We start from the raw sequence: 26,070 nt of genomic DNA on the forward strand, positions 1-26,070 counted from the left end.
TTTCCCAGATACCGCCGATGAAGAGAGAGAAGCGAACGAATGAAGGGGGCTCTTTGTCATACCGAAGAGGTGCGTAATATTAAATAAAAATTCGTGTTACTCAATATGATGAATAATAAAATCATTGCTACTGCGGTCTTGATCGTCGTTGCTGTTATTTTAGCAGGCCTTTACATAGCGACCGAGCATGAAAGCAATGATGACGGCATCCTCTACAATACATCCGGCCAGACAGTGGTCGATGCCGTCGGCAGGACCGTGCCTCTGCCTGATACGCTTGATCATGGAATTGTCACCATCGGAAGCGCCGGGCCTTTGAGATTCATTTCCTGCTTCGACGCATGCAAAAAGGTCATAGAGGTCGATGAGGGAGATATCAAAGACAGCAAGAACGGAAGAGCTTACTCTTATTCCTACCCCTTTGACGAACTCACAAGATATCACGCAGATAATGCGCTTGAATCCCGCACAGCGGAATCCATAGGGAATCTCGGCCCAAGCCTGATAGTTGTTCAGGAAAGTGTCTGGAATGATTACAACAACAATTGCAATATTCTTGCAAAAAGATGTGCATTGATCGTCATAAAAACACAAGACGCGTTCAATTTCTCCGATGAGAACGGAGGGCTTTCCGCCGATATCAAGAACACATTCAACATCCTCGGAAAGGCCTTGGGAGAAGAGGAGAGAGCGGCAGAGGTGATCATCGGCATCGAATCCATCATCAGCGATCTCAGATCTTTGACCGGAACATCCAACGATAACGTGTATGTCGCCGGCGTAACGATACAAGGCAGCAACACTCTGAACACCACATTCCCGATATATGTGCCTCTCGATCTGGTAAAAGGCAACAATGCATACAAAGGGGAGAACATCGGGGGGAAAGTAACGCTCAACATAGAGAACTTTACTCAAATGAACATTCAAAAAGTAGTGATAGACCCCTCGTCCTCGGACAAGATCAAGGAACAGAGCAGTCAGCTTGTGTTAGAGTACCTGTACAAGCTGAATGCGAACAGCAACACAAATGACCGGATACGTCTGTACATAACCGTTCCGACCATCTGGGACAGTATAAATTACGACAGCTCGCTTGCGAGTGCATATTATCTTGCATATCTGCTGTACGGCACCATTTCCCAGGATCAATTGACAGAGAAGATCAACAATGTCTTCACGACCTTTTATGGAGATCGGGGGGAGAATGTGTTTGCCGACATGACAGCATTCTTTGAACAGAAATCGGCTGCGAACGGTGTAGAGATGCCCCTTCTCAAAGAGGTCTTTATCACCGAGAACAACGGCGTCTACAGCTTAGCCGCAGCATAATTGGCAATACGGAAAACGATACTATGCTGATCGAAAAACGCGAGATGATCAAAAAAGAACCCCTGGACACCTCTGAGGGATACCTTCGGTACTCGCGCAAGAAGTGGCTTTTCCTCGGCATTCTGGCTGTTATCCTTGTCATCTTGTCCCTTTTTACGATCAAATTAGGAACAACAGATCTGTCATTTTGGGATATATTGCAATACATTTTCCATCCTGATAAGTCATGGGACAGTTCGGTCGTATGGAATCTCCGTCTTAGGCTGATCGTTGCGGCCATATTGGCCGGATCCGCTTTGGGAGTGGCGGGAAGCGTTATGCAGAGCATACTGAGGAATCCTTTGGCATCGCCGTTCACACTGGGGCTGTCCAACGCCGCCGCATTCGGTGCCTCTCTTGGCATATTATTCCTTCAGGGAGGAGTGATGATAGGAACGACCGCGGCTTATGCGACGATATCCAACCCCCTCCTCGTGACCGTGCTGGCGTTCATATTCGCCATGGCTGCCACCGGGATAATGATCCTTTTGGTAAAATTGACAGAATGCACGCCGGAAACAATAATCTTGGCCGGTCTGGCGATAAGCTCGATATTCTCTGCCGGGTTGGCATTCCTTCAATTCATCGCAAACGATGTCGCACTGTCCGGGATAGTCTTCTGGCAGTTCGGCAGCCTAAGCAAGGTCACGTGGAACAATCTCTACATCATCGCAGCAGTGTTGATAATCTCCGCCTTATATTTCATTTACAAACGCTGGGACTATAACGCCATGGAGGCGGGAGAGGATGTCGCTTCCGGGCTCGGCGTGAACATAAAGAACACCCGATATGTCGGCCTTATCGTTTGTGCGATCCTCACCGCCGTAGTTGTTTCTTTCATGGGCGTGATAGGGTTTATCGGCCTTATAGGGCCGCACATTGTAAAAAGGGTCATCGGCAACGATAACAGATATGTGTTGCTGGGATCCATGCTTGTGGGGTCGATAGTATTGCTGATAGCATACGTCATCGGTTCCTACGCTTTCTATACCGAGATACCTGTGGGGATAATCACATCGGCCGTCGGCGGGCCTTTATTCATTCTTATACTTCTAAGGGGGCGCAGGAAGAGATGATCGAGGTAAAGGATGTAAGTTTCTCATACGGGTCCAAGAAGATCCTTGATAAAGTATCATTCCGCGCGGGGGAGAATCAGATAATATCGGTCCTGGGGCCGAACGGTGCGGGAAAGACAACATTGCTGAAATGCATATGCGGCATTCTTGAACCGTCTGATGGAAGCATTCTGGTCGATGATATCAGCATTTCGGATCTTAAAGGAAAAGAGTTGGCAAAAAGGGTCGCTTTCGTTCCGCAGAGCGCTCCGGTGACGAGGCTGAGCGTATTCGACTCTGTTCTTTTGGGAAGGAGACCGCATATCGAATGGACGGCAACGCAGTCGGACATAGACAAAGTGAGTTCTGTGATCGATACTCTGGGAATGTCGCATCTTTCGTTAAGATATATGGATCGCATCAGCGGAGGAGAGTTCCAGAAGGCACTGATCGCAAGAGCGATAGTCCAGGAGCCGAAAATATTGATCCTTGACGAACCGAGCAACAATCTGGACATATCTAATCAACACACGACCATGCATATGGTCGAGCATGTTGTCAGATCAAGAGGCATGTGCACGATAATGACCATGCACGACATCAATCTGGCAGTCCATTACTCAGACCGCTTCCTGTTCTTGAAGGAGGGGGAAGTGGTTGCCTTCGGAGGTGTTGAGATAATCACCGAAGATCTCATAAAGAATGTGTATGGGATGCATGCGGAGATCGTCTATCATAAGGGAGTTCCGTTCGTAGTGCCTCGAGAATCGTCAAAATATGAGCATTTGGCCGACCATCGGCATCCTCACGACATACACGATCATATTCACTGATTTATCTGTCGTATTGTTGATAACAGTCGGAACAGTATTTTTTTCCGGAACTGAGCCTGATCTTGTCCTCTCTGCAATATTCGCCGCATTTATCGCATTTGATACTGTCAAAGTGTCTTGCTTTCTCGGGTATCGCATAATTGGGGACTCGGAACTCAACGATCTCGTTCGCCGGAGCTGTCAGTATTGTCCTGACAGACGCTTCTCTGTCTTTGGACCAATCCCTCTGTTTGAACAGCACTCTTACGCTTTTACCTGTTCTCCTGTCAAAGAAGGAATATGCCATCTTGCCGGACGGCCTGAGTATGAGATTTGCTTTCCCTATAGTGCATGATATCATGCACTGAACGCAGTCCAGCCCGCAGGCATCGTTCTCTGCGACGCAAACGATCTCTTCATCGGCCGCCCTTGAAATAGGTATACCCAGCGCCTCCATACCTAACTCTGTCGCCCTGTATCCCATCGCAAGTCCGGGGCAGGCATGTCCATGAAATCTAACGCATTCATTCCAGAGTTCATTGTTCACGATAACACCCTTATAATTTGGATTAGTGCTCCCGCCGGGATTTGAACCCGAGTCGAAGCCTCGAGAGGGCTTCATGATTGGCCGCTACACTACAGGAGCTTATTTTCCAACAATACGATGTTGCTAATATAACTTTCTAATGTCACGGATCGTTGAAACAGATGTCTGGACGGTATGCCTGCATCCTCTTATGTCCCATCTTCGACACTGTGCATCTGATCTCCGAGACCTTAGATATATCGATGGCCGCATCTTTTGCGATCTGCTCGTCGGAAAGGCCAAATGACATGCCGTTCAGAATAATATCCAGATGGCGGTATGTTATTCCCATCTCTTCCTCGTCGGTCTGTCCTTCCCAAAGGCCGGCGGTCGGGACCTTCTCTATTACTTTTTTCGGAACACCGATGATCTCTGCGACCTGCCAGACCTGAGTCTTATACAGATCGATTATCGGACCTATATCGTATGCTCCGTCGCCGAATTTTGTGAAGTACCCCATCATGTATTCGCTGCGGTTCGATGTGCCAGCAACAAGATAGTTCAGCTTCTTTGCTCTGTTGTACAGGACGATCATCCTGCACCTTGCCGATATATTGCCCCTTTCTAAAGGCGCTCTTACATCTGATGCGAGCGTTTTCGTAAATGCTTCTATCGCGGGCTGCACATTGACCACTTCGTATCCTATGTTCCAAGATCTGCTCATTTCTTCCGTGTGGTCACGGTCCTCTCGGGGAGTGAGCACAGACGGCATGAATATGCCCAGAACATTATCCGGGCCTATCGCATCTGCGCAAAGCTTCGCCGTTACCGCAGAATCCAGACCCCCGCTGACGCCCATAACGATACCTTTACAGCCGGTTCTCTTCACGACCCCCCTTATGAAATCGACTATCTCGTCGACATCCTTTTCGGTGATTGTGTGGAGAGCCTTGACGACCATATCAGTAAATGTGCTTTTGTTTATTAATTAATCCTCTTTTCTCATAAGTATTATGTTCTGGCGCAGTAATGAGGGGCCATGGGCTTAAGACTGGCATTGTGCCAATACAAAGCGGAAGTCGGCGATGTGGGTACGAATCTCAATAAGATAATGGCTGTGGTCTCTCAGACCAAGTCGGATGTGTACATTTTCCCTGAACTTTTCCTTACCGGATACGGTGCCGATTACGCTCCGCTCTCGAGCGATGTGCAATATGCCATAGATAAGATGAGACTGTGGTGTATGGAAAAGAATATCGCAATAATGGTCGGTGCTCCTTCATACTCTGCCAACGGCATAAGGAACTCTCTCTTCTTCATAACGCCGAAGGAGTTGACAAGATATGATAAACTATACTTGGCGCGTTTCGGCATATATTCTGAGAAAGAATTCGTCAGAGGCGACAGACCTGTTGTCTGCTCATTTGGGGACATTATATTCGGCCTTTCGATATGCTATGACATCTTCTTCCCCGAGGTATACAGGAACTATGCTCTCGCCTGCGCAGATGTGAACATATGTATTGCGGCTTCCGCCGTACCTTCCAAAGAATATTTGGACAGGATCCTGCCGGCACGTTCGCTTGAGAACCTTGTTTACACTGTCTTCGTTAACGGGACCGGAACCGCCGGAGATCTGAATTTCTATGGCACGTCCAGACTTGTAGGTCCGCTTGGCGACACATTGAGCGGTCTCGAAGAAGATGAGGGCGTGTTGTGTGTTTATGTGGATAGCGATGTTGTCAAGAACGCAAGAAAGGAAAGAAGACATCTTGATGACAGGAGAATAGATATCGCATGGATACCCGATGAACATCCATCGCCTGAATTTGATAAAGAATGCGGCTCATGAGGGTCGGCGAGGAATACTCAAACCGTTTGTGTCACTCACATATTTCGGTGATCCTGCCGATCCAATCGTCTGTCGACAGGGCATGCTGATACATGTATGTCCCTATCGAATTCCTGCATATCATCCCGTCTTTGTTCCCCACTATACCGCCGCCCCTTAAGATGTCAAACCCGAACTCACACCCCGACCCGGGTCGGACCGTGGAGTAATGAAATTCATGACCTTTTATCGTACCGTCGAAGAGTCTGCATTTTCCATTTGAACCTGCGACCACATATGACGGACCGTGTCTTTTCCCCGCGACATCGGCTTCCGCATCGAATATACCGGCCGCCTTGTATGTCATGCCTTCGGAAACTATCGACGAACACATGGTGAGCATCCCCCCGCACTCCCCGATCATTACCTTGTTATCTTCGCATGCGGTTCTCAGCCCTTGAAAGAAATCCCGATTCTCAGATAAGGTCTCCAGATGCAGCTCCGGATATCCTCCTCCGAGATAATATATGTCCGCATCGGGGAGCATATCTCCGTTAAGAGGGCTGAAATTCTTTATCTTTATGCCGGATGCCATCATACATTCGATATTCTCTTTGTAATAAAAACAAAAAGCGTCATCGACAGGCACCGCTGCGGTAAGGCCGGTGTCCCTCTTCACATAGAGATCGTCAACATCGTTCGTTTCCGGGCCGTAACATATCTCGACCAGCTGATCCAGATCCAATTCTTCGACCATGCGCTCCATGCTGTCAAGAGTATTTTTATCCGATGATCTGTCTTTGCTCAACCCGAGATGCCTTTCCGGTATCGCACGGTCGGCATCCCTTCTGACCATCCCCAGCACATTTATGCCTATTTCCTCCATCGCATCCTTCAATTTATTCTCATGTTGATCTCCCGAGATGTTGTTTATTATCACTCCGGCTATGTCTATCTCCTTATCATACGACATAAAGCCTTTGACGATCGCCGCGGCGCTCCTGGTGAGGGACCTTGCATTGACCACAAGTACTACCGGGAACCCAAGTAATTTTGCCAATTCTGCGGTCGACCCCGAATCATCCTTCCCCGACCTCCCCTCATATAGTCCACGCACCCCTTCTACAATGGAAATGTCCGCCCCCTTTGATCCATGAACTGCGACCTTTTTCACAACATCCTTCGGCATCATGAATGAATCCAAGTTCCTGGAGCATCTTCCCGTGGCGGACCTGTGGTACATCGTGTCGATAAAATCGGGACCCACTTTGAAACCCTGCACCCTCATGCTTTTGGACAGTTTACTCATCAGCCCGGTGGAGATGGAGGTCTTTCCGACACCTGATCCCGTGCCGGCGATAACCACTCCTTTCATGCTATCTCCTTCAGCAACTCTCTTATGGTGTCCCCGGTCTCGGTGTGTACTATGTTCCTTACGTTCATGACCATCGCATGAGAAGATATCTCTCCTACCGCATCATATCCTTTTGAAAGATAATTGGACAACTGTCTGGGCTGATCCGTTATCAATATCTGCCCTTTTTTTTCAAGATGGGGATATGCATGAGGTATTCCGGCTATGACCAGCAGATCGGGACGGAATCCGTCGACCTTTTCTTTAAGAACATTTCCGATCACGGCATATTCGTCCAGCCCGCCTGCGATATCCACTGATATTCCCTTATCGGTCAGCTCGGACAGGATGTCCGAAGCGTATCCTCTGATCTTCGGAAGCCCCTTTTGAGGGTCCAGATTGGCTATGTATCTGGTCTTCCCTCCCAATTTCCTATTTGCTTCGTCCACTGCCAGGAACACATCCGCAAACCTGTATGCAAGCTCTTTCTTTGACACCGAGACCACTGCCAGCCTGCCGTTGTCTGTGAGACAATCAATGATCTTTTTTGCTACACCTATTTTAGTCGGGCCGTTAGAGGGCGGAAGGTAATCAACGGAAGCCGTGCCTCTTTCCTTTTCCATCTTTGTGGCCATCGATAAAAGATACTTCTGACGGTCAGCTTCTCCAATCGAGATCATGCCGGCTTTGGCCGATGCGTCGACGGCCCTTATTGCTCCTGCGGTGTTGTCGCCCATACAGCCGTGGCAGTCGACGAATATCGTCTTGTATCTTACGCCAGACCTCTTTATGGATGTTTCCATGTCCTCACCTATGATCATACTGGAACATGTCCCTATGACCGCCACGGTCCTGGGGCAGAACATTCTTTCTACCTCTTTTAGCACAGCCACCAGTTTTTCGGATGCCCCGAATATCAGATCGTTCTCGTCCATAGCGGATGTCACGACCCTTATTCCCGTATCCTCTATCATCCTCGATACCATGAACCCACATCCTGCGGGCCCGTGTATCACCACTGCATCCACACCTATGTCCCTGAGCATGTAAATTGCCGCTATTATCGGATTCGGCCTCGGATGTATGCTCATTGGTATCCCTCTTTGATGATCCTGAGAATGACTCTTTTTTCTTTCGGCGTGTCTGCGCCGTCATCAAGGCAGAACTCCGCACCTTTATCCTCGACCATTTCCTTTATTTCCCGCACATCCATTTTTTCACAGACATTACGGCTCATGGGTTCCAACATCACTATTGTGTCTTTCAGCAGTCCCATATACCCCAAAATATCCAGGGTCTTCGCGACCGACATCCTGGATATCCCCGGATTCCTTTCCGTTATCTCCCACCCGATCTCTGTGCGCTTGACCTCTCCTCTTCCCGGGACACCGTTGAATGTCTCCAGGCCTCTTATCGCCTGCTCAGCCGGGACCCTCAACTCATAGCAGGCCTCCAGCACCGCTTCGATCGTGTCGAGATACTGCAGGTGTAGGTAACTTCCATGCAGGAACAGCTCATGCTCACCATCATAGTTTACCTTTATTTTGGTGGGTTTACCGATCTCCGGCCCGCTTACGACGCTTACTCTGCCTCCGAAATATATCAGGCCGTCCCGATATTTGCTCCATATGTGTGATTCAGATCTTGGGACGATGTTCTTTCCGTCCGAAAAAATAGAGGCCTTGGCGTCCGAGGCCTTCCTGGTGTTCGCTGCTATCCGATAATCTTCGGCAAGGTTCGTTATTATCGCCATCTCGGCCTTCCCGCTGCCTCCGAGTGATACTTCTGCTATCACCGCATCATGACCTTTCGGAAGCTTCAGCAGCGATGTGGGTGCTATGCTGACCCTCTTCTCGATCGTGTGTGTCCCGCCTTTCCACTCCCCTTGGCCTCTGGAAGTGTGGAGGAATATACTTCTGCCGTCTATCGAAAGTATGTGTGCCAGAAGGTAGCAGCAGCTTGTCTTTCCTTTCACTCCCGTGACTTCGATCCTCGATCCTCCGTCGATGAATCCGCCTACCGCTTCATGGAATGTTCTTCTTTCATCATATGTCACATCATTCAGGAACATGTCAGGACAGTGTACCGGCATCAGTAGGAGATCGAAATGACCTTTCGGCATTTTATCGTGTACTGATATCCCGTACTCCCTGAGGTCGGACATTATGTCCTCTTTTGCTTTGCCGTAGACATCTACACAATCAACGGAGCATCCTCTTTTCGAATATTCCTGAGCCAATATCTCTCCGCCGTGCACTATATCCAAAATGAGAATGTTCATGCCTGCCACCGGCCCATGATCTTCTCTGCGATCACGTCTGTAAGTCTTGGATCGCTGCCTATCGGCGCTGCGTACCTTACGGTTATACTTCGGCCGTCGTGAACAAGCGAGTCCTCAGATATCCAGTCGGCAAGACGTATCTTCTTTGGAATATCGTTTTTGAGGTGCGCCCCCAGTGAAATGAACAGAGGCAGCACTATTATCTCGTCCACATCTTGCGATATCATCTCGTTAAATACGGATTCGACTGTCGGCTCATCGAATTCGTTGAATGCACACCTCACATTCTCATACCCCATTTTAGTCAATTGATCCGCTTGGAAAGTAACGGTCTCTTTATTGTACGGCAGCCTGGAACCGTGCCCTACAACCATTATCATCCTGCTGCCTTTACCTGAGGTCAGTTCATCTATCCTTTCGGAAAGTATCGTTGCCAAAAGCGGATCGTTCCCAAATGGCTACCAGAGTTCTATGAAAATGTTTTTGCCTTTCTTTTTTACAGAGGCTTTGTTCGCGCCGTGAGGCATGCCCAGTTTTTCAGGGATGTCCCGCATGATATGCAGTCCGCAGGCGATGAAGAACGGGATCGCAACGACATGGTCGATACCATCTTTGACCATATCCTCAAGGACGTCCTCCACAAGCGGATATGTTGTCTCGTTGAATCCTATGTAGACATTCCTGAATCCTTTTCCTTCAAGCCTTTTCTTCTGCTCTTCCATGACCCATTTATTGTAGTTATATCTGGATCCGTGGCCGATTATCATTATTCCTTTTTTCATATCAAACACCCGTTTTTTTATGATCTGTTGCATTATCTGACCGAGCGTAACGCATTCCTCCGTCGGAATCCGACGAACGCTCAACGATCATTTCTGATAAACATGAATAAATCGCGGAAAGTTCTGAACCTGGGGCACCTTCCACAACGGTCTTGCCTATTGTTTCGCATTGCTGAACTGTCTTATCGCGAGGTATCCTCTAAATTACCTCTGTCCCCATTTCGGATGCGGCCTTTTCGACAAACTTGTCCTCATCGTCCACCCCCCTGGAATTCTGCACTATTCCTCCCAGCGCAGCATATCCGCTGTGACTGAGATCGGAAATCGCCGTTGCGATGTTGTTCGCTGCGTAGAGAGACATCATCTCTCCCGATGAAATAACGAAAACGTCCCTTGCGTAGCCATTCCTTATCGGCATGGCAAAACCGCCGCAAACGACATCCCCAAGAACATCATATATCACAATATCCGGAGAGATCTGCTCTATTATGCCGCATTTTTCAAGCTCTTCGAAAGCTGCGATTATCCCTCTGCCCGCACATCCGGACCCGGGCCTGGGGCCCCCGCATTCGGCACAATAACACCCGTACGCTCCCCTGAGTATCGCCTATTCTATAGGAGTATTGCTTTTTACCGCATGCAATATGGTCATCGGTGGCCTCCCGCCGAGCAATAGTTTTGTTGAATCCGCTTTCGGATCGCACCCGATCTGCAGGACCTTGTATCCTTTTTTTGAAAGGGCTGCGGTAACATTCGCTGCGACCGTTGATTTCCCTATTCCGCCTTTGCCGTAGATCGCAATTCTACGCATAATATTGCATATAACACATCATATTTAGTAATATTTGTTATAATAACAATATTACCAACTCTCAGAGTTGAAAATAAACTAAGTCCATGATGACGTCAACGACAACGAAATTATCGACCATTTCTCAAGCTCTGCGCCGTCACTGAAATATACGTACGTGTTGCGTTTCCCGCGTGATGTTCAGACAATCCAGCGGGAAATATCACATTAGAAAGGTATTAATTCAAGAATAAGTTTGTAGGCGCCAAGGCCGAGATAGTCTAGCCCGGTACGGCGCGAGCCTGGAAAGCTCGTGGGAACTTCCCTCGGGAGTTCGAATCTCCCTCTCGGCGCCTTTTCCTTTCAGACGAATGCGCTTTTATATCTCCCGATCCACTCTCAATTCTCCCCTTGATTAATAATCCTTAACATAAATAATTTAATGATTAACATTAAATATTATTCGACGTATGTTGTATTCAAGGATGTGAGAAATATCCATGGAACAGAAACATAAAGCGGCGTATATCGCAGGGGCAGAAGTATGACAAGCAACTGTCCAATAGAAATAGTGAGTCTGCGTAAAGAATATAAAGGATTCTTTGCGGTAGATGATTTATCCTTAAATGTTGAGAAGAATAGTTTTACCGGTTTCCTCGGGCCGAACGGTGCCGGAAAAAGTACGACCCTGAAGATATTGACACATCTGACAAATGCGACATCTGGAGAAGCTTACATCAACGGCATAGATGTCACAAAAAATGCAGAGGGTGCGCTGTCAGATGTAGGCACAGTCTTGGAAACGCCTGAGTTTTATTCTTATTTGACACCGGTTGAAACAATGACGTATCTCGGAAAGATCAACGGCATGACCAAAGAGTCGCTTTCCGCAAAGATCCCAGAGATTCTGGAGAAAGTAAAGATGGAGGAATGGGGCGACAAACGCATAGGAACATTCTCAAAGGGGATGAAACAGCGTATCGCTATCGGTCAATCATTGCTTACGGATCCCTCCGTGATAATATTTGACGAACCGACCTCTGGCCTTGACCCAAGAGGGATGATCGAGGTGCGCGGGGTTCTGAAGTCACTCAAGACTCATGACCTCACGATCTTCATGAGTTCCCATATGTTGTATGAGGTAAGCGACCTTTGCGACAGGGTAGCGCTGATCAATCATGGCAAACTCATTGTACATGATACCACCGAGAGAATAATGAATGCCGGAGGGACCAGGGTCGTCAAGATCAAGGTGATCAACCACAGCGAGGTTACATCTCAAACCGTAAAGGACATCGGAGCACTGACAAATGTTGAGAGTGTTGATCTTGACAGTGGCAACATCGAGATACACCTGAACGGCGGAGATCGCGATCAGGCATCGCTTCTCAAGGACATCACTGCAATGGGGCTAAATGTGTATAGCATAACAAACGACAATCTTGAGTCTATCTATCTGGACCTGATAAAGGAGTCGAGGTGATATCATGGACAGTTCTATTAAGAATCACACAATAGAAATTGGTATCAGGAACGACCTCAGGCAGATCTGTGTTGTCACAAGATACGAGATATTGAGACACTTGCGAAGCAAGAAGATGTATGCATTTGCAGGAATTGCGGTTTTGCTGTTGGTTCTGATCACAGGATTGGGAATGGCTCTCGATGGGGGACTTTCCAAAGACCCACAGGAGTTCATGAGCGGATATGTGTCACTAATAAGCCTATTTGTAATCGTTGGAGTGTCATTGTTCTGCGCTTCCACGTTGTCATCAGAATTCGAAGAGCGTACGGCGCTACTTATATTTCCCAGACCTATGAAAAGGGTCTCACTTTTCATCGGAAAGGCGATGGCTTGTTACATAGTATGTGGCGGCGTGATAATACTTTACTATTTTGTGAGTATGATCATTTCATTATTGAACACCGGAAGCGTATATCCTGCCGCATTCGCGTCGCTTGGACTTGCGCTGTTATTCATGCTCGGTACTGGCGGATTTGCGTTGCTTATGAGTTCCCTCTTCAACAAAGGAGCCATTGCTGTGATAATAACGATTGCAGCATTGCTTCTGATATTCAACATTATTGATGGAATGAGCAGTATGTTCAATTTCGAACCGGTGTTCAGCATTACATATGCCGGCGCAGATATATCGAATGTCATAAACGGAAATGTAACAAACTCAGTCTACATGGATGCGCTCGGGGGATATATAACATACTTCTACCCGTCGCATGGACTGGCCATTGCAATAATGGTCGTGTGGGCAACCGTTACTACATCATTATCCGCTCTGTTGTTCATAAGGAGGGAGTTCTGATGCTCCCTCCTCTTTTTATTCATTCTAATGGCAGAAGGTCGATCCCCGGAAATGCCATTGCCGATTCAGAGTGGGTGGTCTTATGAGCGACACTTTGGATAAACTGAATAAGATCAGCTGGTTCGTTGGAATTGTAGTAAAAATATTGATGGCCCTGATTGTGTGCGCGATAGTGGTTGTTATCGCATTGGCGATAGTGGCCGCTGTCAACATCGATTTCGTGCTGGATAATGTATCCGGTCTGACATCCGGAAGCCAGGTCGCAATACTGGCCGTGTGTGTGATCGTGATACTGATCCTCATGTTCGTGATACTGTATTACATCGACCACTTCTTCATGAATATCCGCAAGAACAACACCCCTTTCAACGAAGCAAGCGTGAAGGACCTGAAGATATTGGCCATACTGACATTGAAATTAACGATCGCACAGGCGGTCATCGGGGCGGTGCTGGCAGGTACGATCTTTGCCTCGCAGGACCTCCCTTCGGTGATCGGGTTCAACCCGCTTTCGCTGTTCATAGCCGGGGTGATCTATGTCCTGTATCTTGTCTTCAAGTACGGAGTGGACCTTCAAAAAGAGGCGGACGAGACATTGTGATAGCATGGCGATAATACTCAGGCTTGACAGAGTGATGGCTGATAGGAAGATGTCCCTCAATGAGCTTGCCGAGAGGGTCGGGATATCCAATGTCAATCTTTCCAACATAAAGACCGGAAAGATCAGTGCGATACGTTTCTCCACCCTGAACGCCATATGTTCCACATTGAAATGCCAGCCCGGAGACATATTGGAGTTCGTAGAGGACAAAGATTAACGGATTGTCTCAAACTCCGGCAACTGCAGGACTTTTTTATTCTTTCACCACAAAATGAGTGTTTTTAGTATTTTGAATAACTTCTATAATATGTTAGTGAACCGGAGGATATGCATTGACGTTACATTCGAGATCGGGGACGCTTATCGACCGTCCGTGATGCGGGCTGCGGTCGGATGCCCGCAGGAAAAATGGACGTTTTGCTCAGAAAGTTAAAGACCGTGCATGACGTACGGTCATACACCAGGGGAGAAACACGGATGAGGACCTTGATTGCATATGCGACAAAGACCGGTGCGGCAAAAGAATGCGCCGAGATGCTGGCGGAAAAGATCGGAGACTGTACACTATTTGATCTTGAGGGTGGTGCACCGCATATTGACGACTATGATTTCATAATCGTCGGCACGGGGATCAGAGCAGGGAGGGCGTACAAACCGTTCAAAGACTTCCTTGAGAAGAATAACAAGACCCTTCTTTCAAAAAGGAGGGCATTCTATATCTGCGGTGTACGAGTGAAGGATTACCGGGACGAGATCAACAATAACATTTCAAAAGAACTGAGAGATGCTGCCGTTGTGGTCAAAGGGTTCGGCGGCAAACCCGTGCTTAAAAAGGCGGTCGACCAAAGCTGGATGCTTGTTGATGAAGTGAATGCCTTCGCTCAGACCATAAAGGGACTGTCCTGATACCATAAAACCTGTTGGTAATCGGTATTTCCGTTAAATAGTAGTATACGTTTATGTCAAACTGGTAAATAAAAACCCAGAGTGGTATTGAAATGATGGTTAATGCACAACTCTACGTGAAGGACCTCCCGGGACGGCTAGTGGAATCTCTGGAGCCCATTTCATTGGTCAACGGTAACATCGTCGGCGTTGTACACGATCGTGAACAGATAGTGAACCAGAGGATATGCATTGACGTTACATTCGAGATCAGGGACACTTCGGAACTTGACAGGCTGAAAGCGATATGGAAATCAAAAGATGTACAGATAGCAAAGATCGGTTCGGTGTACAAGACCCATACGATGGAGTACATGCTGGTGGGAAAATTCAAAGCTTCTTTCATTGAGTCCCTTTTGGACGAAGCGGCAAAAACGATCACGTTAGAATCTGTCGATGTCAACTATTCATCAAAGGATGCAAGTTCTGCGACCAGGACCGCTATGATCACTGCCGAGCTCATAAGCGAGGGCGACCTCAAAAAATTCGATGCGTTCTTTGCCGATGCTTGCAAGAAAAGCAACATCGTCTATATCAGGGGGCTTTGAAATGAGAATAATGATGTCGGGGTTCGGAACGGTCGGGCAGGGCTTCGCCGAGGTCCTGATACTCAAGAGAGGATTCCTCGAGGAGAAATACGGTAAAGTGGTCAAAATAGTCGGGGTCATGGACTCTTCCACTTATGCCGCCGATGCATCCGGATTAAGTCCGAAAGACCTTTTGGAGAGGAAGAGATCGACGGGGAAAGTGGGAACTTCAAAATATCAGGACCCAAAGAAAGTAATGGACTCTATAGAGTACGATCTGCTTGTAGAGGTCACCCCCACCGACATAAAGACCGGCGGAGTGGGACTGAAGAACATAAGGTATGCCCTCCAGTCCGGAAAAGATGTCATAACGGTCAACAAAGGGCCGCTGGCACTTAACTTCTGCGAACTCGTTGCGTTGGCAAAACAGAACGGATGCAAGTTCCGTTTCGAGGGGTCGGTGGGCGGAGCGATGCCCATAATCAACCTGTGCAGAGAGTGCCTTGTCGGAGAGAAGATCTCATCCATCCGCGGTATATTCAACGGAACGTGCAACTTCATCCTCAGCAAGATGGATAACGGGCAGTCTTTCGAACAGGCTTTGAAAGAGGCGCAGCAGATGGGTTATGCGGAGGCCGATCCGACGAATGATATCGAAGGATATGACAGCGCATGCAAGGTCGCCATACTCGCAAATTCCATATTCAGAAAAAGTGTCACATTGTCAGATGTGAAAATAACAGGCATATCCTCCGTAACAAGCGAGGCTATCGCATTGGCGGCATCGAACAACAAGGTGATCAGGCTCATCGGAGAGGTCTCCGACGAGAGATTAGAGGTCGCCCCGCGCCTTGTACCAAAGGGGCATCCTCTCAGCATCACAGGCACGTTGAACGCCGCGCAGGTCGTAACGGATCTGGCCGGGCCGGTATCTATCTCCGGCAAAGGTGCCGGGAGCATTGAGACAGCGTCGGCGATATTGAGCGATCTCGTTTCCATAATGGATGACAGAAAGGAGCGTAGGGAAAGATGTCAGAATCAGTGATGATCTATGATACCACGCTGAGAGACGGTGCGCAGAGCGAGGGAGTGTCATTCTCCCCAGAAGATTCGCTGGAGGTCCTAAAGAAATTGGACGAATTCGGCGTGGATTTCGTCGAGGGCGGATGGCCGGGATCGGCGCCGAAAGTAGATGAGTTCTTCAAGCTGGCAAGCAAGATCAAGCTTAAGAACACTAAGCTGACGGCGTTCGGCAGCACAGGGAAATTCGGCACTCCCGCAAAGAACGACCAGAACCTGAAGAACCTTGCGGCATGCCCGGTAGAGTGGTGCTGCATATTCGGCAAGAGCTGGGATTTCCAGGTGACAAGTGCGCTGTGCATACTTCCCGAGCAAAACCTCGATCTTATCAGGAACAGCATCAGATTCCTTAAGGACTCCGGAAAAAGAGTGATGTTCGATGCAGAGCACTTCTTCGACGGCTACATCAACAACAAAGAATATGCGCTCAGCACTTTGAAGGCCGCCGTTGACGGAGGAGCCGAGTGGCTGGTCCTCTGCGATACTAACGGCGGAACAATGATGGAAGTTATAGCAGACGCCGTAGAGGATGTTCTCCTTACTTTTGAGATCCCGGTGGGGATACACTGCCACAATGATTCGGACCTCGCAGTGGCAAATTCGCTTGTGGCAGTTGAAAGAGGCGCCACAATGGTCCAAGGCACGATTAACGGAATAGGAGAGAGGACAGGCAACGCCAATCTCTGCTCCATAATGGCCAATCTTGAACTCAAACTGGAATATGAGCTCAACATAAAGGATATCGGCCAGCTTACGGAATTATCGACGTTCGTGTCGGAGACCGCCAACCTTGCTCCGGTCCCGGGTATGCCGTTCGTCGGAGAGAAGGCCTTCGCCCATAAGGGAGGAGTTCATGTTTCTGCGATAGCGAGGGATCCGAGGACATATGAGCACATAGCACCGGAGTGCGTAGGCAACAAGCGCAGGATCCTGATATCTGATATGGCGGGAAGGGCCAGCATCTCCGAGAAACTGAAGGACTTCGGAATAGATATCGGAACGGAAGAGAGTCAGGCCATAGTCAATCAGATCAAGGCCCTGGAAGCGCAGGGTTACCAATTCGAGGGTGCCGATGCAAGCTTCGAGCTTTTGGTCAGAAGGTTCAAAGGGGAGTTGGAAAGCCCGTTCAAGGTGACCGGGTTCAGAGTGTTCATAGACAACATCGGGGACAAGGTCAGTTCCGAAGCAAGCGTAAAGGTGATGGACTCGAACGGAAATGAGGAACACACCGCATCTAACGGCGACGGTCCGGTCAATGCATTGGATAATGCTCTCAGAAAAGCGCTTTCTTCATTGTTCCCGGTAACAGACCGCATAAGACTGACAGATTACAAGGTACGTGTGCTTGACGGAAAATCGGCAACCGCGGCATCGGTAAGGGTTCTGATAAGATCGACGGACGGAAAGAACAGCTGGACAACTGTCGGCGTATCGGAAAACGTGATCGAGGCCAGCTTATATGCTCTGATCGATTCCATCGAATACGCAATTCATAAAAATACAGATAAGGAAGTCGCACAATGAACAGAGTAGTAGTGACGCTCGTGGGGAAGGATCATACCGGGATAATTGCTGCGGTATGCAACTATTTCGCTGATAATGATATCAACATCCTTGAGATCAAACAGACCACCGCCCAGGATTACATCAACATGATGATGATCGTTGATGTCGAAAAATGCACCAAACAGTTCTCTGATATAGCCATCGGGCTCGATATCGTGGGAAAGAAGGTCGGCTGTATAATCAAGGCGCAGCATGAAGAGATCTTCAATATGATGCACAGGATCTGAGGTTATGGTAGAACTCAACGAAGTGTTCGAGACGAACACAATGATACGTGACGAGAACCTGGATGTCAGAACGATAACAATGGGGATCGGCCTGCTGGATTGCTGCGATTCCGATGTGGATATCCTTTGCGACAATATTTACAAAAAGATAACGGCAGTAGCAAAGGACCTTGTCAAGATAGGGGACGAGATCGGTATCGATTACGGCATCCCCATAATAAACAAAAGGATCTCGGTCACACCTATCTCCCTGGTCGGTGCGTCTTCATGCAGAACCCGCAACGATTTTGTAAAGATCGCAGAGACCTTAGAAAGAGCCGCCTGTAACGTCGGCGTCAACTTCCTCGGCGGATATTCTGCGTTGGTCCAGAAAGGCATGTCGGCGGCGGACCGGCTTCTGATCGAATCTATACCTTACGCTCTTGCCAACACAGAACATATATGCAGCTCTGTGAGCCTTGCTTCCACGAAAACCGGGATCGACATGGATGCCGTAAAGCTGATGGGCAGAGTAATAAAAGAAACTGCGGAAGCGACCAAGGACAGGGACTCCATCGGATGTGCCAAACTTGTGGTCTTCTGCAACCCCGCGGACGATAACCCGTTCATGGCGGGAGCATTCCACGGCGTTACGGAAACAGACACAGTGATCAACGTAGGGGTCAGCGGGCCCGGCGTAGTGAAGAATGCCATATCAAAGGTCAAAGGACAGAATTTCGAGGTCCTTTGCGAAACGGTGAAGAAAACAGCATTCAAGGTCACAAGGGTCGGACAGTTAGTTGCCAAAGAGGCCTCCAGGCGCCTCAATGTCCCATTCGGGATAGTGGACCTTTCCCTTGCCCCGACACCTGCCATCGGCGACAGTATCGCAGATATCATACAGGAGATGGGGGTCGAGTACGTCGGCGCACCCGGAACAACCGCTGCGCTGGCTATATTGAATGACCAAGTGAAGAAGGGCGGCGTGATGGCGTCATCTTATGTCGGAGGATTAAGCGGCGCGTTCATCCCTGTGTCGGAGGACAGATCGATGGCCTATGCCGCAGAGATCGGCGCCCTGAGCATCGATAAACTTGAAGCGATGACCTGCGTTTGCTCGGTGGGATTGGATATGATCCCCATACCAGGGGACACGCCCGCAGAGACGATCTCGGGCATAATAGCTGATGAAATGGCCATAGGAATGGTCAATCAGAAGACCACCGCGGTCAGACTCATACCCGTCATCGGAAAGAAGGCGGGAGAGACAGTAGAGTTCGGCGGGCTGTTGGGGAACTCGACGATAATGCCTGTGAACAAATACGGCTGCAAGGATTTCATCGACCGCGGCGGAAGGATCCCCGCCCCCATCCACAGCTTCAAGAATTAATAAGCGCAATCTACCTATATTGGAAATACAGTTCCGATTAAAGGGATCAAATGAAGACTTGGCAGATCATAGCTTTGGCGGCCGTTGCGGGGATCGTACTGTTCCTCGCCGGTTCATATTCACTTGGATGGAACATCTGATACGTCGGCAGCCGATGCTGATGGGACCTTTTAATCAAATTATTGCTTAGCGAGCATTAGGATTCTATGTTCTTACTTTACAAAAAAAGTATTCAGTTGACAAATATAGAAGATTTCAAAGAACATGAAATGAAAAAATGAGAAGAGTTGCGTTCAGAACGCAGTTTAAAGATATCAGCTAGTTACGCAAGGTGGGAGTAGAGGGATTTGAACCCCCGTCAGCGGGTTTCCACCACGGAGGGAGCTACCCTCCGCGAAATTATGAGTCATCGCTCCAGTTATTCATCAACTGTCAGCAAGCTCTTTTCAATCACGCTCGATAACTGGAGCCCGCCAGTCTGCCAGGTTAGCCTATACTCCCTTAGTTGATCGTTAAATCACTTCTTGCGTAACTTCGCTGCTCTCTTTCTTCTTCTCATTTTCTTCTTGCGCCATTTCCAACGCTGGTTACCGCGTTTTTTCCAGGCGCGTGAGCTTCTCTTCATGCTATTTCCTCTTGACGATGTCTGTCGCCGCAACGACGCATCTTTAGCGGGCCCGTCGGGACTTTCGGCCCCCTTGACAGGAACTTTCGAACCCGAGGCGTCTGGCTTAGAAGGCCAGCGCTATATCCTGGCTAAGCCACGGGCCCCGCCAACCTTCATCTACTACTATCATTTAAAGGTTTACATGAGTTCTTGCATTAATGGCCGCCTGTCACAAAGTCGTACAGCGACCCATACCCAGAGAACATCAGTATCGCTTCAACAATACATATCAAAGCAAGCACCAACAGGAACGGCCACCAGTTGAAAAGTTTCCCGAAAAGCTTGATGATCGCTTCTGCGAAATTCATTATCATATACGCAATGGCACCAAGAACAAATGCGGCTATTATCCTCGGCCACCCGGTTGCCATGAAGTCCAATGCGGTCCCCGCCAATCCGCCTAAGAATATGTATGCCAGCACCATTATCAGCAATGCGCCGATCACGGCGAAGTGAACATCCCTGAACGGCCTGATCACCAGTGCAAAACCGGTTATCGCTATAATAGCGGAGGCGAACAACGCCCAATTTGCATATGACGATATGCTCAGAAAGATCATTATCGCACCGAAAATGACCCCCAGCACCATTGCCGCTTTGTACTTCTTCGATGAATCGTCTTTGAGGTAGGCGTATACTATCAGCAACGCTATCAGCCCGCCCACAAAGAGCAATAATTCGGGAATATGCGTATTGACGAAATTCACCTCAGACTCAAAGCCCATGAAGCAGAGTATCGTTTGAACATTAATTATACTAACCCCGGATCGAAGGTCGAATTACGCAGATTGCAGATCTTCCAATCTTATATATCTGGCATTCAACATCGCCGCGAGCTCGGCGGCATGGTTCACCTTTCCCGGTATCAGGCTTGAGTCCACGACCATCCACTCCGTGTTGGGTATATTCATCATTGCGGCCACCTTTCTGAGTTCCATGTCCGCATCCCTGCCCTTCTGCACGGGGATCGTGGCCTCGCCGTCCGTTATCAGGATCACATAGCACCTCTCGTCCGGGTTCTTCCTGATATAGTTGAGCATGTAATCTTTTATCACCAGCATCGCCGGACCGAGCGGCGTCCCGTCGCCGCATTCGGTGTTCTCGAGGACATCTGTTATCCCGGCGACGGAGCGGGTGAAAGGGACCGAGATCGTCACCGCTCCCGTCCTGAATGTCATCAGAGCTACCTTATCTCTATTGACGTAATTGTCCATCAGCATTGCCTTGACGCCGTTCTTTATGTCCTGCATCATTCCGCTCTTGACAAGGGAACCGCTGACGTCCACGGCGAAAAGGAAAGAGCATGAATCCCTCTTTATGCGTATCTTTTCCCTTATATCCTGGGACTCTATGCTTATACTGAGGCCTTTGCTGTCCCGAGACCTTTGATGCGGTGCCGCCGCACGAACGGTAGCATCGAACGCAGGGTCGGTGGTCCTGCCGGCAGGTATCCTGAAACCGCGATATCTTCCGGCCCGTTTGTTTGTTGTTATGTCCTTTCTCTTTCCGGCCTTGCCGACTATTTTGCGGAGGCGTATCGCCTCCAGCTTATCCATGTCCTCGAACCTTTCCCTGACCGCACCGGTTATTTCGGCCACTGTTCCTAAGTTCTCGACTTCGTCGAATTCAAGGGATGTTTGACCTATTTCTTCCGTCTCGACGATCTCCTCTTCATCCTCTTCGTTCTTGCCCTGTTCCCCTTCGGGCAGGGACATGGCGGCCTCTTTCACCTTCTCATCGACCGGGGCCTCTATCTTTTCCGGCTGGGTCGTATCCTTTTCTTTCATGACGTCGGCTCTCCTGTGAAGCAGACACAGAACAGCGGCATCCCTGATGTCCTCATTCGAGACCGCGGTACGTCCGTCAAGGGCCGCCAACGCTTTGGACACCTTTGCGATGGCTATATCGCCGCGGTGTCCTTTGACGTTGAGATCTATGCATATCTTGGCTATCATCCTGAGGTCGGATCTTGTCAGGACCACGCCGCTTATGATATTCTTTGCATCCTTTATCCTCTTCAGTACCTTTGCGTCATCCTCTGAATATCTTCCTGTGAATCCTTCGGGATCGGCATCGAATTCCAGATTAGATCGTATTATGTCTGTTCTGTCAGACCCTTCGTCGGCAGAATACGTTTGAACGCATATGTCGAACCTGTCTGCAACGGCATCCGGCAGCGCCTGTTCAGCCGGATCCATTGTTGCGAGAACGGTCGTTCTGAGCTCATATTCTGAGGATATGCCTTCTCTCTCAACCATCACTTTCCCGGATTCGACGCATTCCAGTAAGGAGCTCAGCATCCTTGATTCAAAAAGATTCACGTTGTCCAGATACAGGATATTGCCGTCGGCCCTCTGCAGGATCCCTCCTTTGACCGTGGTCTTCCCGAATTTTATGGCCTCTTCGATGTCCAGACCTCCGAACAGCTGTTCATCGGTAACATTCAGAGGAACGTTTACGATCTCTTTATCCCGGACCACATCCGCAAAAGACCTGACAAGAACGCTCTTTGCCGTTCCCGTCGGGCCTTTTATCAATACGCCGATAAGATCGTCGTTCGCCGCGGCGCACTCGAGTGCCTTCTTCGCATCCTCGGACCCTTTCACTGCGGAAAATGGGAACCTGCGCCTCAAATGTCCTGGAGGCATGCTATTAGTTCTCCGTCATCGAACCCGGTCTCTTCGAAGGGTTTCCTCTTCATGCGGTGCGTGAGGACCATCGGTGCAACCGTTGCTATATCCATTTTTCCTGCCTCTGCCCTTCCGTTCAAGGCGGCATTCGCTTTTGCCGCCCTTACCATTGTTATGTCCGCCCTGTGCCCTTCCATGTCAAAAAAGAGAGCGACGCGTGCGGCCATTGATATTAGTTCCTTGTCTGCCTTGGAGTTTGCCAGGATCTTCCTGGCATTCAATATGCTGTCCTTGATCTTTTTCGTCTCATCCGCATACGACCGAGTGAACCCTTTGGGGTCGGCATCGAAAGCCAACCTCCTCCCTATGATCTCTGTTCTTGTGGAAAGATCCTTCTCACCGCGTATCTCCACGCATAATCCGAATCTGTCCAAAAGCTGCGGCCTTATCTCACCCTCTTCGGGATTCATCGATCCGACCAGAATGAATTTTGATGGATGCTCAAAGGATATCCCCTCTCTTTCTACGTAGTTGACGCCCATCGCCGCTGCGTCAAGAAGAAGATCCACCATGTGGTCCTCCAGAAGGTTCACTTCATCGACGTAAAGAAGATTCCCGTTTGCCTGTGCCAGTACGCCGGGCTCGAATTTTTTCTTACCCGTTTGCAACACATGCTCTATATCCAATGTGCCGGCTATTCTGTCCTCGGTAGCACTCAGCGGCAGCTCGACCACGCGCATATGGGATGTTTCCGATTCCAGCTTCTTTCCGGATGCGACTGCCTCTGCACAATTGGGACATAATCCCTTCCCGGACTTCGGATCGCAGCGATATATGCAGTCTTTTACATGCTCGACCTCCGGAAGGACCTGGGCGAGAGACCTTACGGTGGTCGATTTCGCAGTTCCTTTTTCTCCCCTGATTAGGACCCCGCCTATTCCGGGGTCCACCACGTTCAGGAGCAGGGCGGCCTTCATCTGCTCCTGGCCGACAATAGCGGCAAAGGGGAATAACAATTTCTTTTCTTTCGACATAAGTTATGAAAAAGGCTATTTATTATTTAACTCTCCTGAACCGACTCTTTATCCTCAACTATTTGTTCCTTATTCATCTATTAGTTTGTTAGCACTACAACATAGGTGGATCACTGCTTTAATGGAGTAGTTTCGGGTACTTTCGGACACCCCCCGATTTTATTTAAGTATAATGACCGAAGGTATAGTGTTTCGGCGAGTACATTGACCGGTCCGGAACGAAATCATGGAACGATATCGGGAATCCCCGAATATGGGGATGATGAGCCCGACTACTATGAGTTCATAGGCATCAGATGGTGTGAACTGTGCGGACGGCAGACATGCATATGCCCCAAGTACATCAGTTCACAGAGAGGGACGGTGCTTTGGATGCATGAGGATATGGGAGCGATGATGATCGTCATAGACGATGATACTCAGCCTTGGGAGATGATAGGGCGCTGCTATCATGAGATAGACCCGGATAACGGAGCGGATTATGTGTATCAGTTGATGGATCATATGACCGGGCCTCCGCACAACTGCATATTCCGGGTAAAGAGGGTCGGCGACAGATACACTTTGCCTGATGAGAACGGCCGTATGCGAAGGATGGGATGGAAACCCCGGATAATAAATTGATAATGGCGGGCGACCTGCAAAGGAATTGCGTTCTTAATGTTCCGGATTGATCATTCTAACACATTTTTCCTTTTGATGTCGACCACCGTGTCGAAGTCCTCCGGGAACATATCCTCCAACGTTTCCGCGTCGTTCTCGATCTTGAAATCCATCTCATTCTTGTACAACGGTATCAGTTGGTAGAAGTTCACTTCGCTTCCGTCCGGCATCTTGCATATTACCGCATCCCTGCCAAAGAAGTAGGGGAAGGTCAGCATCAGACCGCATAATTCGGTGTTATCCGCATACGGTTCCTCATTCGATACTGTGTGACCGTACCCCAGCCACGTATCGTACTCGCCAGGCAGACGGGCGCATGCTTTCAAACATCTTATCGGCCAGTACCACCTCTCATCGTCGTTCTGTACCTCCCAGTCCGGAGGGAGCGTTATGAGGAGTTCAGCACGGTCTACGTTATTGTCTTTGAGTTCTTCCGGCACGTTCATGCGGTGTGCGCCCATCCCCATTGTCACAAGCGTATAGTGGTCGAACTCAGAGGTCGGATCGATTATGCATATATCCACATGGATATCCGGAGATACGATCTCATGGAACACGTGCTCAAAATCGCCGAACTGCGATATTATATGGGCCTCGATAGCATCCAATTCTTCGTCTGTATACAGCTCCGGCATCTGCGTTTCTTCGGCCATGCGGACCACATCAGTGCTGGGCGCCGGAAATGATCAGCTGCTCCACGATCTCGGTGTATCCGTTCTCGGCCGCATAGTGCATCGCACTGTGTTCCAGATTATCTGTTGCGTTGACATCGGCACCCTTCTCGATCAGCATCGCGGAGAAATCATTCTGCCCGCGCATTGCAGCGACGATCAGCGGCGACTCTCCGCTCTCGTTCTGGAAGTTCGCATCGGCGCCCTTTTCGATCAACGCCGCACCGAGGAACTTGTTGCCTCCGGCCGCCGCATAGTGTAACGGCGAGTTGCCGTTAAGCAGTCTGAGGTTAGCGTCGGCGCCCGCATTCAGAAGCAGACGTGCGACCTGCAGATTGCCGTTAATGCAAGCTATGATCAACGGTGACTCGCCGCCGTCGTTGACCGCATTGACGTCGGCTCCCGACTTTATCAGTGCCGACACTACTTCGCTCTGGCCGTTGTGGGCGGCCTGATGCAGAGGCGTGTTGCCGGAGATATCCTTGCCGTCTCCGCCGCTCAGCTTTGCTATTATGTCGCGCAGGCCGTTGGCTGTCGCATAATCCAATGCGGTATGTCCTTCATTGTCCTTCTTTGTGGTATCCGCACCCAGTGATATCAAATAATTCGCCGCTTCGGTCCTGCCCTGCTGCAGTGTGTATATCAGCGGCGTCTTGCCGTATTTATCGGTGGTGTTGACGTCCGCTCCCGCATCCACCAGCATTTTCATTATCTCTTTGTTGCCGCTTTTGGAAACGGCGTGCAGCGGCGTCGCGCTCTCGTTGTTGGCGAGAGACACGTCAGCGCCGTTATCGATCAGTATCTTGACGATGTCTCTGGCACCTTTGACCGAAGCATAGAATATTGGTGTTGATCCTGTTTGATCGCGCTTGTTGTAATCAATGCCTCCCTTTTTAACAAAGGCTTCTACAATGCCTTTTTGCCCGTTCTTACAGGCGTTCAGGAATGTGTTATCCATTTTTAGTCC

The 26,070-nt window shown here is 49.2% G+C and carries 27 protein-coding genes, 4 tRNA genes and 1 pseudogene; 16 read left to right on the top strand and 16 right to left on the bottom strand.

What is annotated here, in order from left to right; translation table 11 throughout:
- The first annotated feature begins 108 nt into the window (after positions 1-108).
- Genes Mpt1_RS03945 through Mpt1_RS03955 form a run of 3 tightly spaced genes read left to right on the top strand, consistent with a single transcriptional unit; the run spans position 109 to position 3,259 of the window.
- Positions 109-1,332 carry a TroA family protein gene (locus tag Mpt1_RS03945; RefSeq protein WP_148305823.1) on the top strand — a complete coding sequence of 408 codons (1,224 nt, stop codon included), beginning with the start codon at positions 109-111 and terminating at the stop codon, positions 1,330-1,332.
- Between the two features lie 23 nt (positions 1,333-1,355).
- The gene (locus tag Mpt1_RS03950; protein WP_238603090.1) at positions 1,356-2,447 is read left to right on the top strand and encodes a FecCD family ABC transporter permease; all 1,092 of its coding nucleotides are present in this window, start codon (positions 1,356-1,358) and stop codon (positions 2,445-2,447) included.
- Positions 2,444-3,259 carry an ABC transporter ATP-binding protein gene (locus Mpt1_RS03955; RefSeq protein WP_048112385.1) on the top strand — a complete coding sequence of 272 codons (816 nt, stop codon included), beginning with the start codon at positions 2,444-2,446 and terminating at the stop codon, positions 3,257-3,259. The genes Mpt1_RS03950 and Mpt1_RS03955 overlap by 4 nt, the downstream gene beginning before the upstream one ends.
- A 1-nt stretch (position 3,260) precedes the next feature.
- Here Mpt1_RS03955 and Mpt1_RS03960 read toward each other — a convergent pair whose 3' ends face one another.
- From Mpt1_RS03960 to Mpt1_RS03970, 3 genes are all read right to left on the bottom strand, one after another.
- The gene (locus Mpt1_RS03960) at positions 3,261-3,785 is read right to left on the bottom strand and encodes an FmdE family protein (protein WP_048112388.1); all 525 of its coding nucleotides are present in this window, start codon (positions 3,783-3,785) and stop codon (positions 3,261-3,263) included.
- A gap of 26 nt (positions 3,786-3,811) precedes the next feature.
- Positions 3,812-3,884, bottom strand: a tRNA-Glu gene (locus Mpt1_RS03965).
- A gap of 43 nt (positions 3,885-3,927) precedes the next feature.
- The gene (locus Mpt1_RS03970; RefSeq protein WP_048112390.1) at positions 3,928-4,725 is read right to left on the bottom strand and encodes an NAD+ synthase; all 798 of its coding nucleotides are present in this window, start codon (positions 4,723-4,725) and stop codon (positions 3,928-3,930) included.
- A gap of 78 nt (positions 4,726-4,803) precedes the next feature.
- Here Mpt1_RS03970 and Mpt1_RS03975 point away from each other — a divergent pair, with 78 nt between their 5' ends.
- Positions 4,804-5,616: a carbon-nitrogen hydrolase family protein gene (locus tag Mpt1_RS03975; protein ID WP_048112392.1), complete on the top strand. Its 813-nt coding sequence runs from the start codon at positions 4,804-4,806 to the stop codon at positions 5,614-5,616.
- Between the two features lie 31 nt (positions 5,617-5,647).
- Here the strand turns inward: Mpt1_RS03975 and Mpt1_RS03980 are convergent, their stop codons facing one another.
- The 6 genes and pseudogenes from Mpt1_RS03980 to Mpt1_RS07585 all read right to left on the bottom strand — a co-directional run bounded on the left by Mpt1_RS03980 (position 5,648) and on the right by Mpt1_RS07585 (position 10,823).
- A complete protein-coding gene (locus tag Mpt1_RS03980; protein WP_048112394.1) occupies positions 5,648-6,970 on the bottom strand; it encodes a cobyrinate a,c-diamide synthase in 1,323 nt (440 codons plus the stop codon).
- Entirely contained in the window at positions 6,967-8,040 is a 1,074-nt protein-coding gene (gene cfbD / locus Mpt1_RS03985; protein ID WP_048112396.1) for a Ni-sirohydrochlorin a,c-diamide reductive cyclase catalytic subunit, read from the bottom strand. Before cfbD ends, Mpt1_RS03980 begins: the two co-directional genes overlap by 4 nt.
- On the bottom strand, positions 8,037-9,230 hold the full coding sequence (cfbE, locus tag Mpt1_RS03990; protein ID WP_048112398.1) for a coenzyme F430 synthase: 1,194 nt from the start codon (positions 9,228-9,230) through the stop codon (positions 8,037-8,039). The genes cfbD and cfbE overlap by 4 nt, the downstream gene beginning before the upstream one ends.
- Positions 9,227-9,667: a sirohydrochlorin nickelochelatase gene (gene cfbA / locus Mpt1_RS03995; RefSeq protein WP_052399280.1), complete on the bottom strand. Its 441-nt coding sequence runs from the start codon at positions 9,665-9,667 to the stop codon at positions 9,227-9,229. The genes cfbE and cfbA overlap by 4 nt, the downstream gene beginning before the upstream one ends.
- A 21-nt stretch (positions 9,668-9,688) precedes the next feature.
- The gene (locus Mpt1_RS04000) at positions 9,689-10,045 is read right to left on the bottom strand and encodes a CbiX/SirB N-terminal domain-containing protein (protein WP_082007240.1); all 357 of its coding nucleotides are present in this window, start codon (positions 10,043-10,045) and stop codon (positions 9,689-9,691) included.
- A pseudogene (locus Mpt1_RS07585) lies at positions 10,014-10,823 on the bottom strand (nucleotide-binding protein). Before Mpt1_RS07585 ends, Mpt1_RS04000 begins: the two are co-directional and overlap by 32 nt.
- Before the next feature lie 249 nt (positions 10,824-11,072).
- On the opposite strand from Mpt1_RS07585, the gene Mpt1_RS04010 reads away from it, so the two are divergent.
- The 11 genes from Mpt1_RS04010 to Mpt1_RS04060 all read left to right on the top strand — a co-directional run bounded on the left by Mpt1_RS04010 (position 11,073) and on the right by Mpt1_RS04060 (position 19,438).
- Positions 11,073-11,155 (top strand) — tRNA-Ser (locus Mpt1_RS04010).
- A 191-nt stretch (positions 11,156-11,346) separates the two neighbouring features.
- A complete protein-coding gene (locus tag Mpt1_RS04015; protein ID WP_048112402.1) occupies positions 11,347-12,285 on the top strand; it encodes an ABC transporter ATP-binding protein in 939 nt (312 codons plus the stop codon).
- Positions 12,286-12,289: 4 nt separating this feature from the next.
- A complete protein-coding gene (locus Mpt1_RS04020) occupies positions 12,290-13,123 on the top strand; it encodes an ABC transporter permease (protein ID WP_048112405.1) in 834 nt (277 codons plus the stop codon).
- A gap of 82 nt (positions 13,124-13,205) precedes the next feature.
- A complete protein-coding gene (locus tag Mpt1_RS04025; protein WP_048112407.1) occupies positions 13,206-13,724 on the top strand; it encodes a DUF2975 domain-containing protein in 519 nt (172 codons plus the stop codon).
- A 4-nt stretch (positions 13,725-13,728) separates the two neighbouring features.
- Entirely contained in the window at positions 13,729-13,941 is a 213-nt protein-coding gene (locus tag Mpt1_RS04030) for a helix-turn-helix domain-containing protein (RefSeq protein WP_048112409.1), read from the top strand.
- 260 nt (positions 13,942-14,201) lie between these two features.
- A complete protein-coding gene (locus Mpt1_RS04035) occupies positions 14,202-14,630 on the top strand; it encodes a flavodoxin domain-containing protein (protein WP_048113811.1) in 429 nt (142 codons plus the stop codon).
- 92 nt (positions 14,631-14,722) lie between these two features.
- On the top strand, positions 14,723-15,217 hold the full coding sequence (locus tag Mpt1_RS04040) for a homoserine dehydrogenase (protein WP_048112410.1): 495 nt from the start codon (positions 14,723-14,725) through the stop codon (positions 15,215-15,217).
- Between the two features lies 1 nt (position 15,218).
- Positions 15,219-16,241, top strand: a complete 1,023-nt coding sequence (locus Mpt1_RS04045; protein ID WP_048112412.1) for a homoserine dehydrogenase — start codon at positions 15,219-15,221, stop codon at positions 16,239-16,241.
- Positions 16,241-17,800, top strand: coding sequence for a citramalate synthase (cimA, locus tag Mpt1_RS04050; RefSeq protein WP_394295796.1), 1,560 nt, complete (start codon positions 16,241-16,243; stop codon positions 17,798-17,800). The genes Mpt1_RS04045 and cimA overlap by 1 nt, the downstream gene beginning before the upstream one ends.
- The gene (locus tag Mpt1_RS04055) at positions 17,797-18,069 is read left to right on the top strand and encodes an ACT domain-containing protein (protein WP_048112416.1); all 273 of its coding nucleotides are present in this window, start codon (positions 17,797-17,799) and stop codon (positions 18,067-18,069) included. The genes cimA and Mpt1_RS04055 overlap by 4 nt, the downstream gene beginning before the upstream one ends.
- A gap of 4 nt (positions 18,070-18,073) precedes the next feature.
- Complete coding sequence (locus Mpt1_RS04060) at positions 18,074-19,438, top strand: PFL family protein (RefSeq protein ID WP_048112418.1); 1,365 nt, start codon at positions 18,074-18,076, stop codon at positions 19,436-19,438.
- Between the two features lie 332 nt (positions 19,439-19,770).
- On the opposite strand, the gene Mpt1_RS04065 is transcribed toward Mpt1_RS04060, so the two are convergent.
- From Mpt1_RS04065 to Mpt1_RS04085, 5 genes are all read right to left on the bottom strand, one after another.
- Positions 19,771-19,939: transfer RNA gene (locus tag Mpt1_RS04065), tRNA-Trp, on the bottom strand.
- A 171-nt stretch (positions 19,940-20,110) separates the two neighbouring features.
- Positions 20,111-20,209, bottom strand: a tRNA-Arg gene (locus Mpt1_RS04070).
- Between the two features lie 51 nt (positions 20,210-20,260).
- The gene (locus Mpt1_RS04075; RefSeq protein ID WP_148305826.1) at positions 20,261-20,830 is read right to left on the bottom strand and encodes a hypothetical protein; all 570 of its coding nucleotides are present in this window, start codon (positions 20,828-20,830) and stop codon (positions 20,261-20,263) included.
- Positions 20,831-20,884: 54 nt separating this feature from the next.
- A complete protein-coding gene (locus Mpt1_RS04080) occupies positions 20,885-22,753 on the bottom strand; it encodes an ATP-binding protein (protein WP_048112421.1) in 1,869 nt (622 codons plus the stop codon).
- Complete coding sequence (locus Mpt1_RS04085; protein ID WP_048112423.1) at positions 22,735-23,769, bottom strand: ATP-binding protein; 1,035 nt, start codon at positions 23,767-23,769, stop codon at positions 22,735-22,737. Before Mpt1_RS04085 ends, Mpt1_RS04080 begins: the two co-directional genes overlap by 19 nt.
- Positions 23,770-23,973: 204 nt before the next feature.
- Here Mpt1_RS04085 and Mpt1_RS04090 point away from each other — a divergent pair, with 204 nt between their 5' ends.
- Positions 23,974-24,393, top strand: a complete 420-nt coding sequence (locus tag Mpt1_RS04090) for a hypothetical protein (RefSeq protein ID WP_048112426.1) — start codon at positions 23,974-23,976, stop codon at positions 24,391-24,393.
- Positions 24,394-24,443: 50 nt separating this feature from the next.
- Here Mpt1_RS04090 and Mpt1_RS04095 read toward each other — a convergent pair whose 3' ends face one another.
- Both Mpt1_RS04095 and Mpt1_RS04100 read right to left on the bottom strand, forming a co-directional pair.
- Positions 24,444-25,085, bottom strand: coding sequence for a suppressor of fused domain protein (locus Mpt1_RS04095; RefSeq protein ID WP_048112428.1), 642 nt, complete (start codon positions 25,083-25,085; stop codon positions 24,444-24,446).
- 10 nt (positions 25,086-25,095) lie between these two features.
- On the bottom strand, positions 25,096-26,061 hold the full coding sequence (locus tag Mpt1_RS04100; RefSeq protein WP_048112430.1) for an ankyrin repeat domain-containing protein: 966 nt from the start codon (positions 26,059-26,061) through the stop codon (positions 25,096-25,098).
- Positions 26,062-26,070: the final 9 nt, after the last annotated feature.

This window comes from Candidatus Methanoplasma termitum (assembly GCF_000800805.1).
GTDB classification, from domain to species: Archaea; Thermoplasmatota; Thermoplasmata; order Methanomassiliicoccales; family Methanomethylophilaceae; genus Methanoplasma; species Methanoplasma termitum.

Excerpts from the sequence above, each read along its gene's own strand:
- Mpt1_RS04055 (WP_048112416.1), top strand. The coding sequence starts at position 17,797 with ATGAACAGAGTAGTAGTGACGCTCGTGGGGAAGGATCATACCGGGATA.
- Mpt1_RS04095 (WP_048112428.1), bottom strand. The coding sequence starts at position 25,085 with ATGGCCGAAGAAACGCAGATGCCGGAGCTGTATACAGACGAAGAATTG.
- Mpt1_RS04075 (WP_148305826.1), bottom strand. The coding sequence starts at position 20,830 with ATGGGCTTTGAGTCTGAGGTGAATTTCGTCAATACGCATATTCCCGAA.
- Mpt1_RS04060 (WP_048112418.1), top strand. The coding sequence starts at position 18,074 with ATGGTAGAACTCAACGAAGTGTTCGAGACGAACACAATGATACGTGAC.
- Mpt1_RS04000 (WP_082007240.1), bottom strand. The coding sequence starts at position 10,045 with ATGCAACAGATCATAAAAAAACGGGTGTTTGATATGAAAAAAGGAATA.
- Mpt1_RS04045 (WP_048112412.1), top strand. The coding sequence starts at position 15,219 with ATGAGAATAATGATGTCGGGGTTCGGAACGGTCGGGCAGGGCTTCGCC.
- Mpt1_RS04040 (WP_048112410.1), top strand. The coding sequence starts at position 14,723 with ATGATGGTTAATGCACAACTCTACGTGAAGGACCTCCCGGGACGGCTA.
- Mpt1_RS04015 (WP_048112402.1), top strand. The coding sequence starts at position 11,347 with ATGACAAGCAACTGTCCAATAGAAATAGTGAGTCTGCGTAAAGAATAT.
- Mpt1_RS03975 (WP_048112392.1), top strand. The coding sequence starts at position 4,804 with ATGGGCTTAAGACTGGCATTGTGCCAATACAAAGCGGAAGTCGGCGAT.
- Mpt1_RS04025 (WP_048112407.1), top strand. The coding sequence starts at position 13,206 with ATGAGCGACACTTTGGATAAACTGAATAAGATCAGCTGGTTCGTTGGA.
- Mpt1_RS04020 (WP_048112405.1), top strand. The coding sequence starts at position 12,290 with ATGGACAGTTCTATTAAGAATCACACAATAGAAATTGGTATCAGGAAC.
- cimA (WP_394295796.1), top strand. The coding sequence starts at position 16,241 with ATGATCTATGATACCACGCTGAGAGACGGTGCGCAGAGCGAGGGAGTG.
- Mpt1_RS03970 (WP_048112390.1), bottom strand. The coding sequence starts at position 4,725 with ATGGTCGTCAAGGCTCTCCACACAATCACCGAAAAGGATGTCGACGAG.
- Mpt1_RS04080 (WP_048112421.1), bottom strand. The coding sequence starts at position 22,753 with ATGCCTCCAGGACATTTGAGGCGCAGGTTCCCATTTTCCGCAGTGAAA.
- Mpt1_RS03945 (WP_148305823.1), top strand. The coding sequence starts at position 109 with ATGAATAATAAAATCATTGCTACTGCGGTCTTGATCGTCGTTGCTGTT.
- Mpt1_RS03980 (WP_048112394.1), bottom strand. The coding sequence starts at position 6,970 with ATGAAAGGAGTGGTTATCGCCGGCACGGGATCAGGTGTCGGAAAGACC.
- Mpt1_RS04035 (WP_048113811.1), top strand. The coding sequence starts at position 14,202 with ATGAGGACCTTGATTGCATATGCGACAAAGACCGGTGCGGCAAAAGAA.
- Mpt1_RS04085 (WP_048112423.1), bottom strand. The coding sequence starts at position 23,769 with ATGTCGAAAGAAAAGAAATTGTTATTCCCCTTTGCCGCTATTGTCGGC.
- Mpt1_RS03950 (WP_238603090.1), top strand. The coding sequence starts at position 1,356 with ATGCTGATCGAAAAACGCGAGATGATCAAAAAAGAACCCCTGGACACC.
- Mpt1_RS04030 (WP_048112409.1), top strand. The coding sequence starts at position 13,729 with ATGGCGATAATACTCAGGCTTGACAGAGTGATGGCTGATAGGAAGATG.
- cfbD (WP_048112396.1), bottom strand. The coding sequence starts at position 8,040 with ATGAGCATACATCCGAGGCCGAATCCGATAATAGCGGCAATTTACATG.
- Mpt1_RS03955 (WP_048112385.1), top strand. The coding sequence starts at position 2,444 with ATGATCGAGGTAAAGGATGTAAGTTTCTCATACGGGTCCAAGAAGATC.
- Mpt1_RS04100 (WP_048112430.1), bottom strand. The coding sequence starts at position 26,061 with ATGGATAACACATTCCTGAACGCCTGTAAGAACGGGCAAAAAGGCATT.
- cfbE (WP_048112398.1), bottom strand. The coding sequence starts at position 9,230 with ATGAACATTCTCATTTTGGATATAGTGCACGGCGGAGAGATATTGGCT.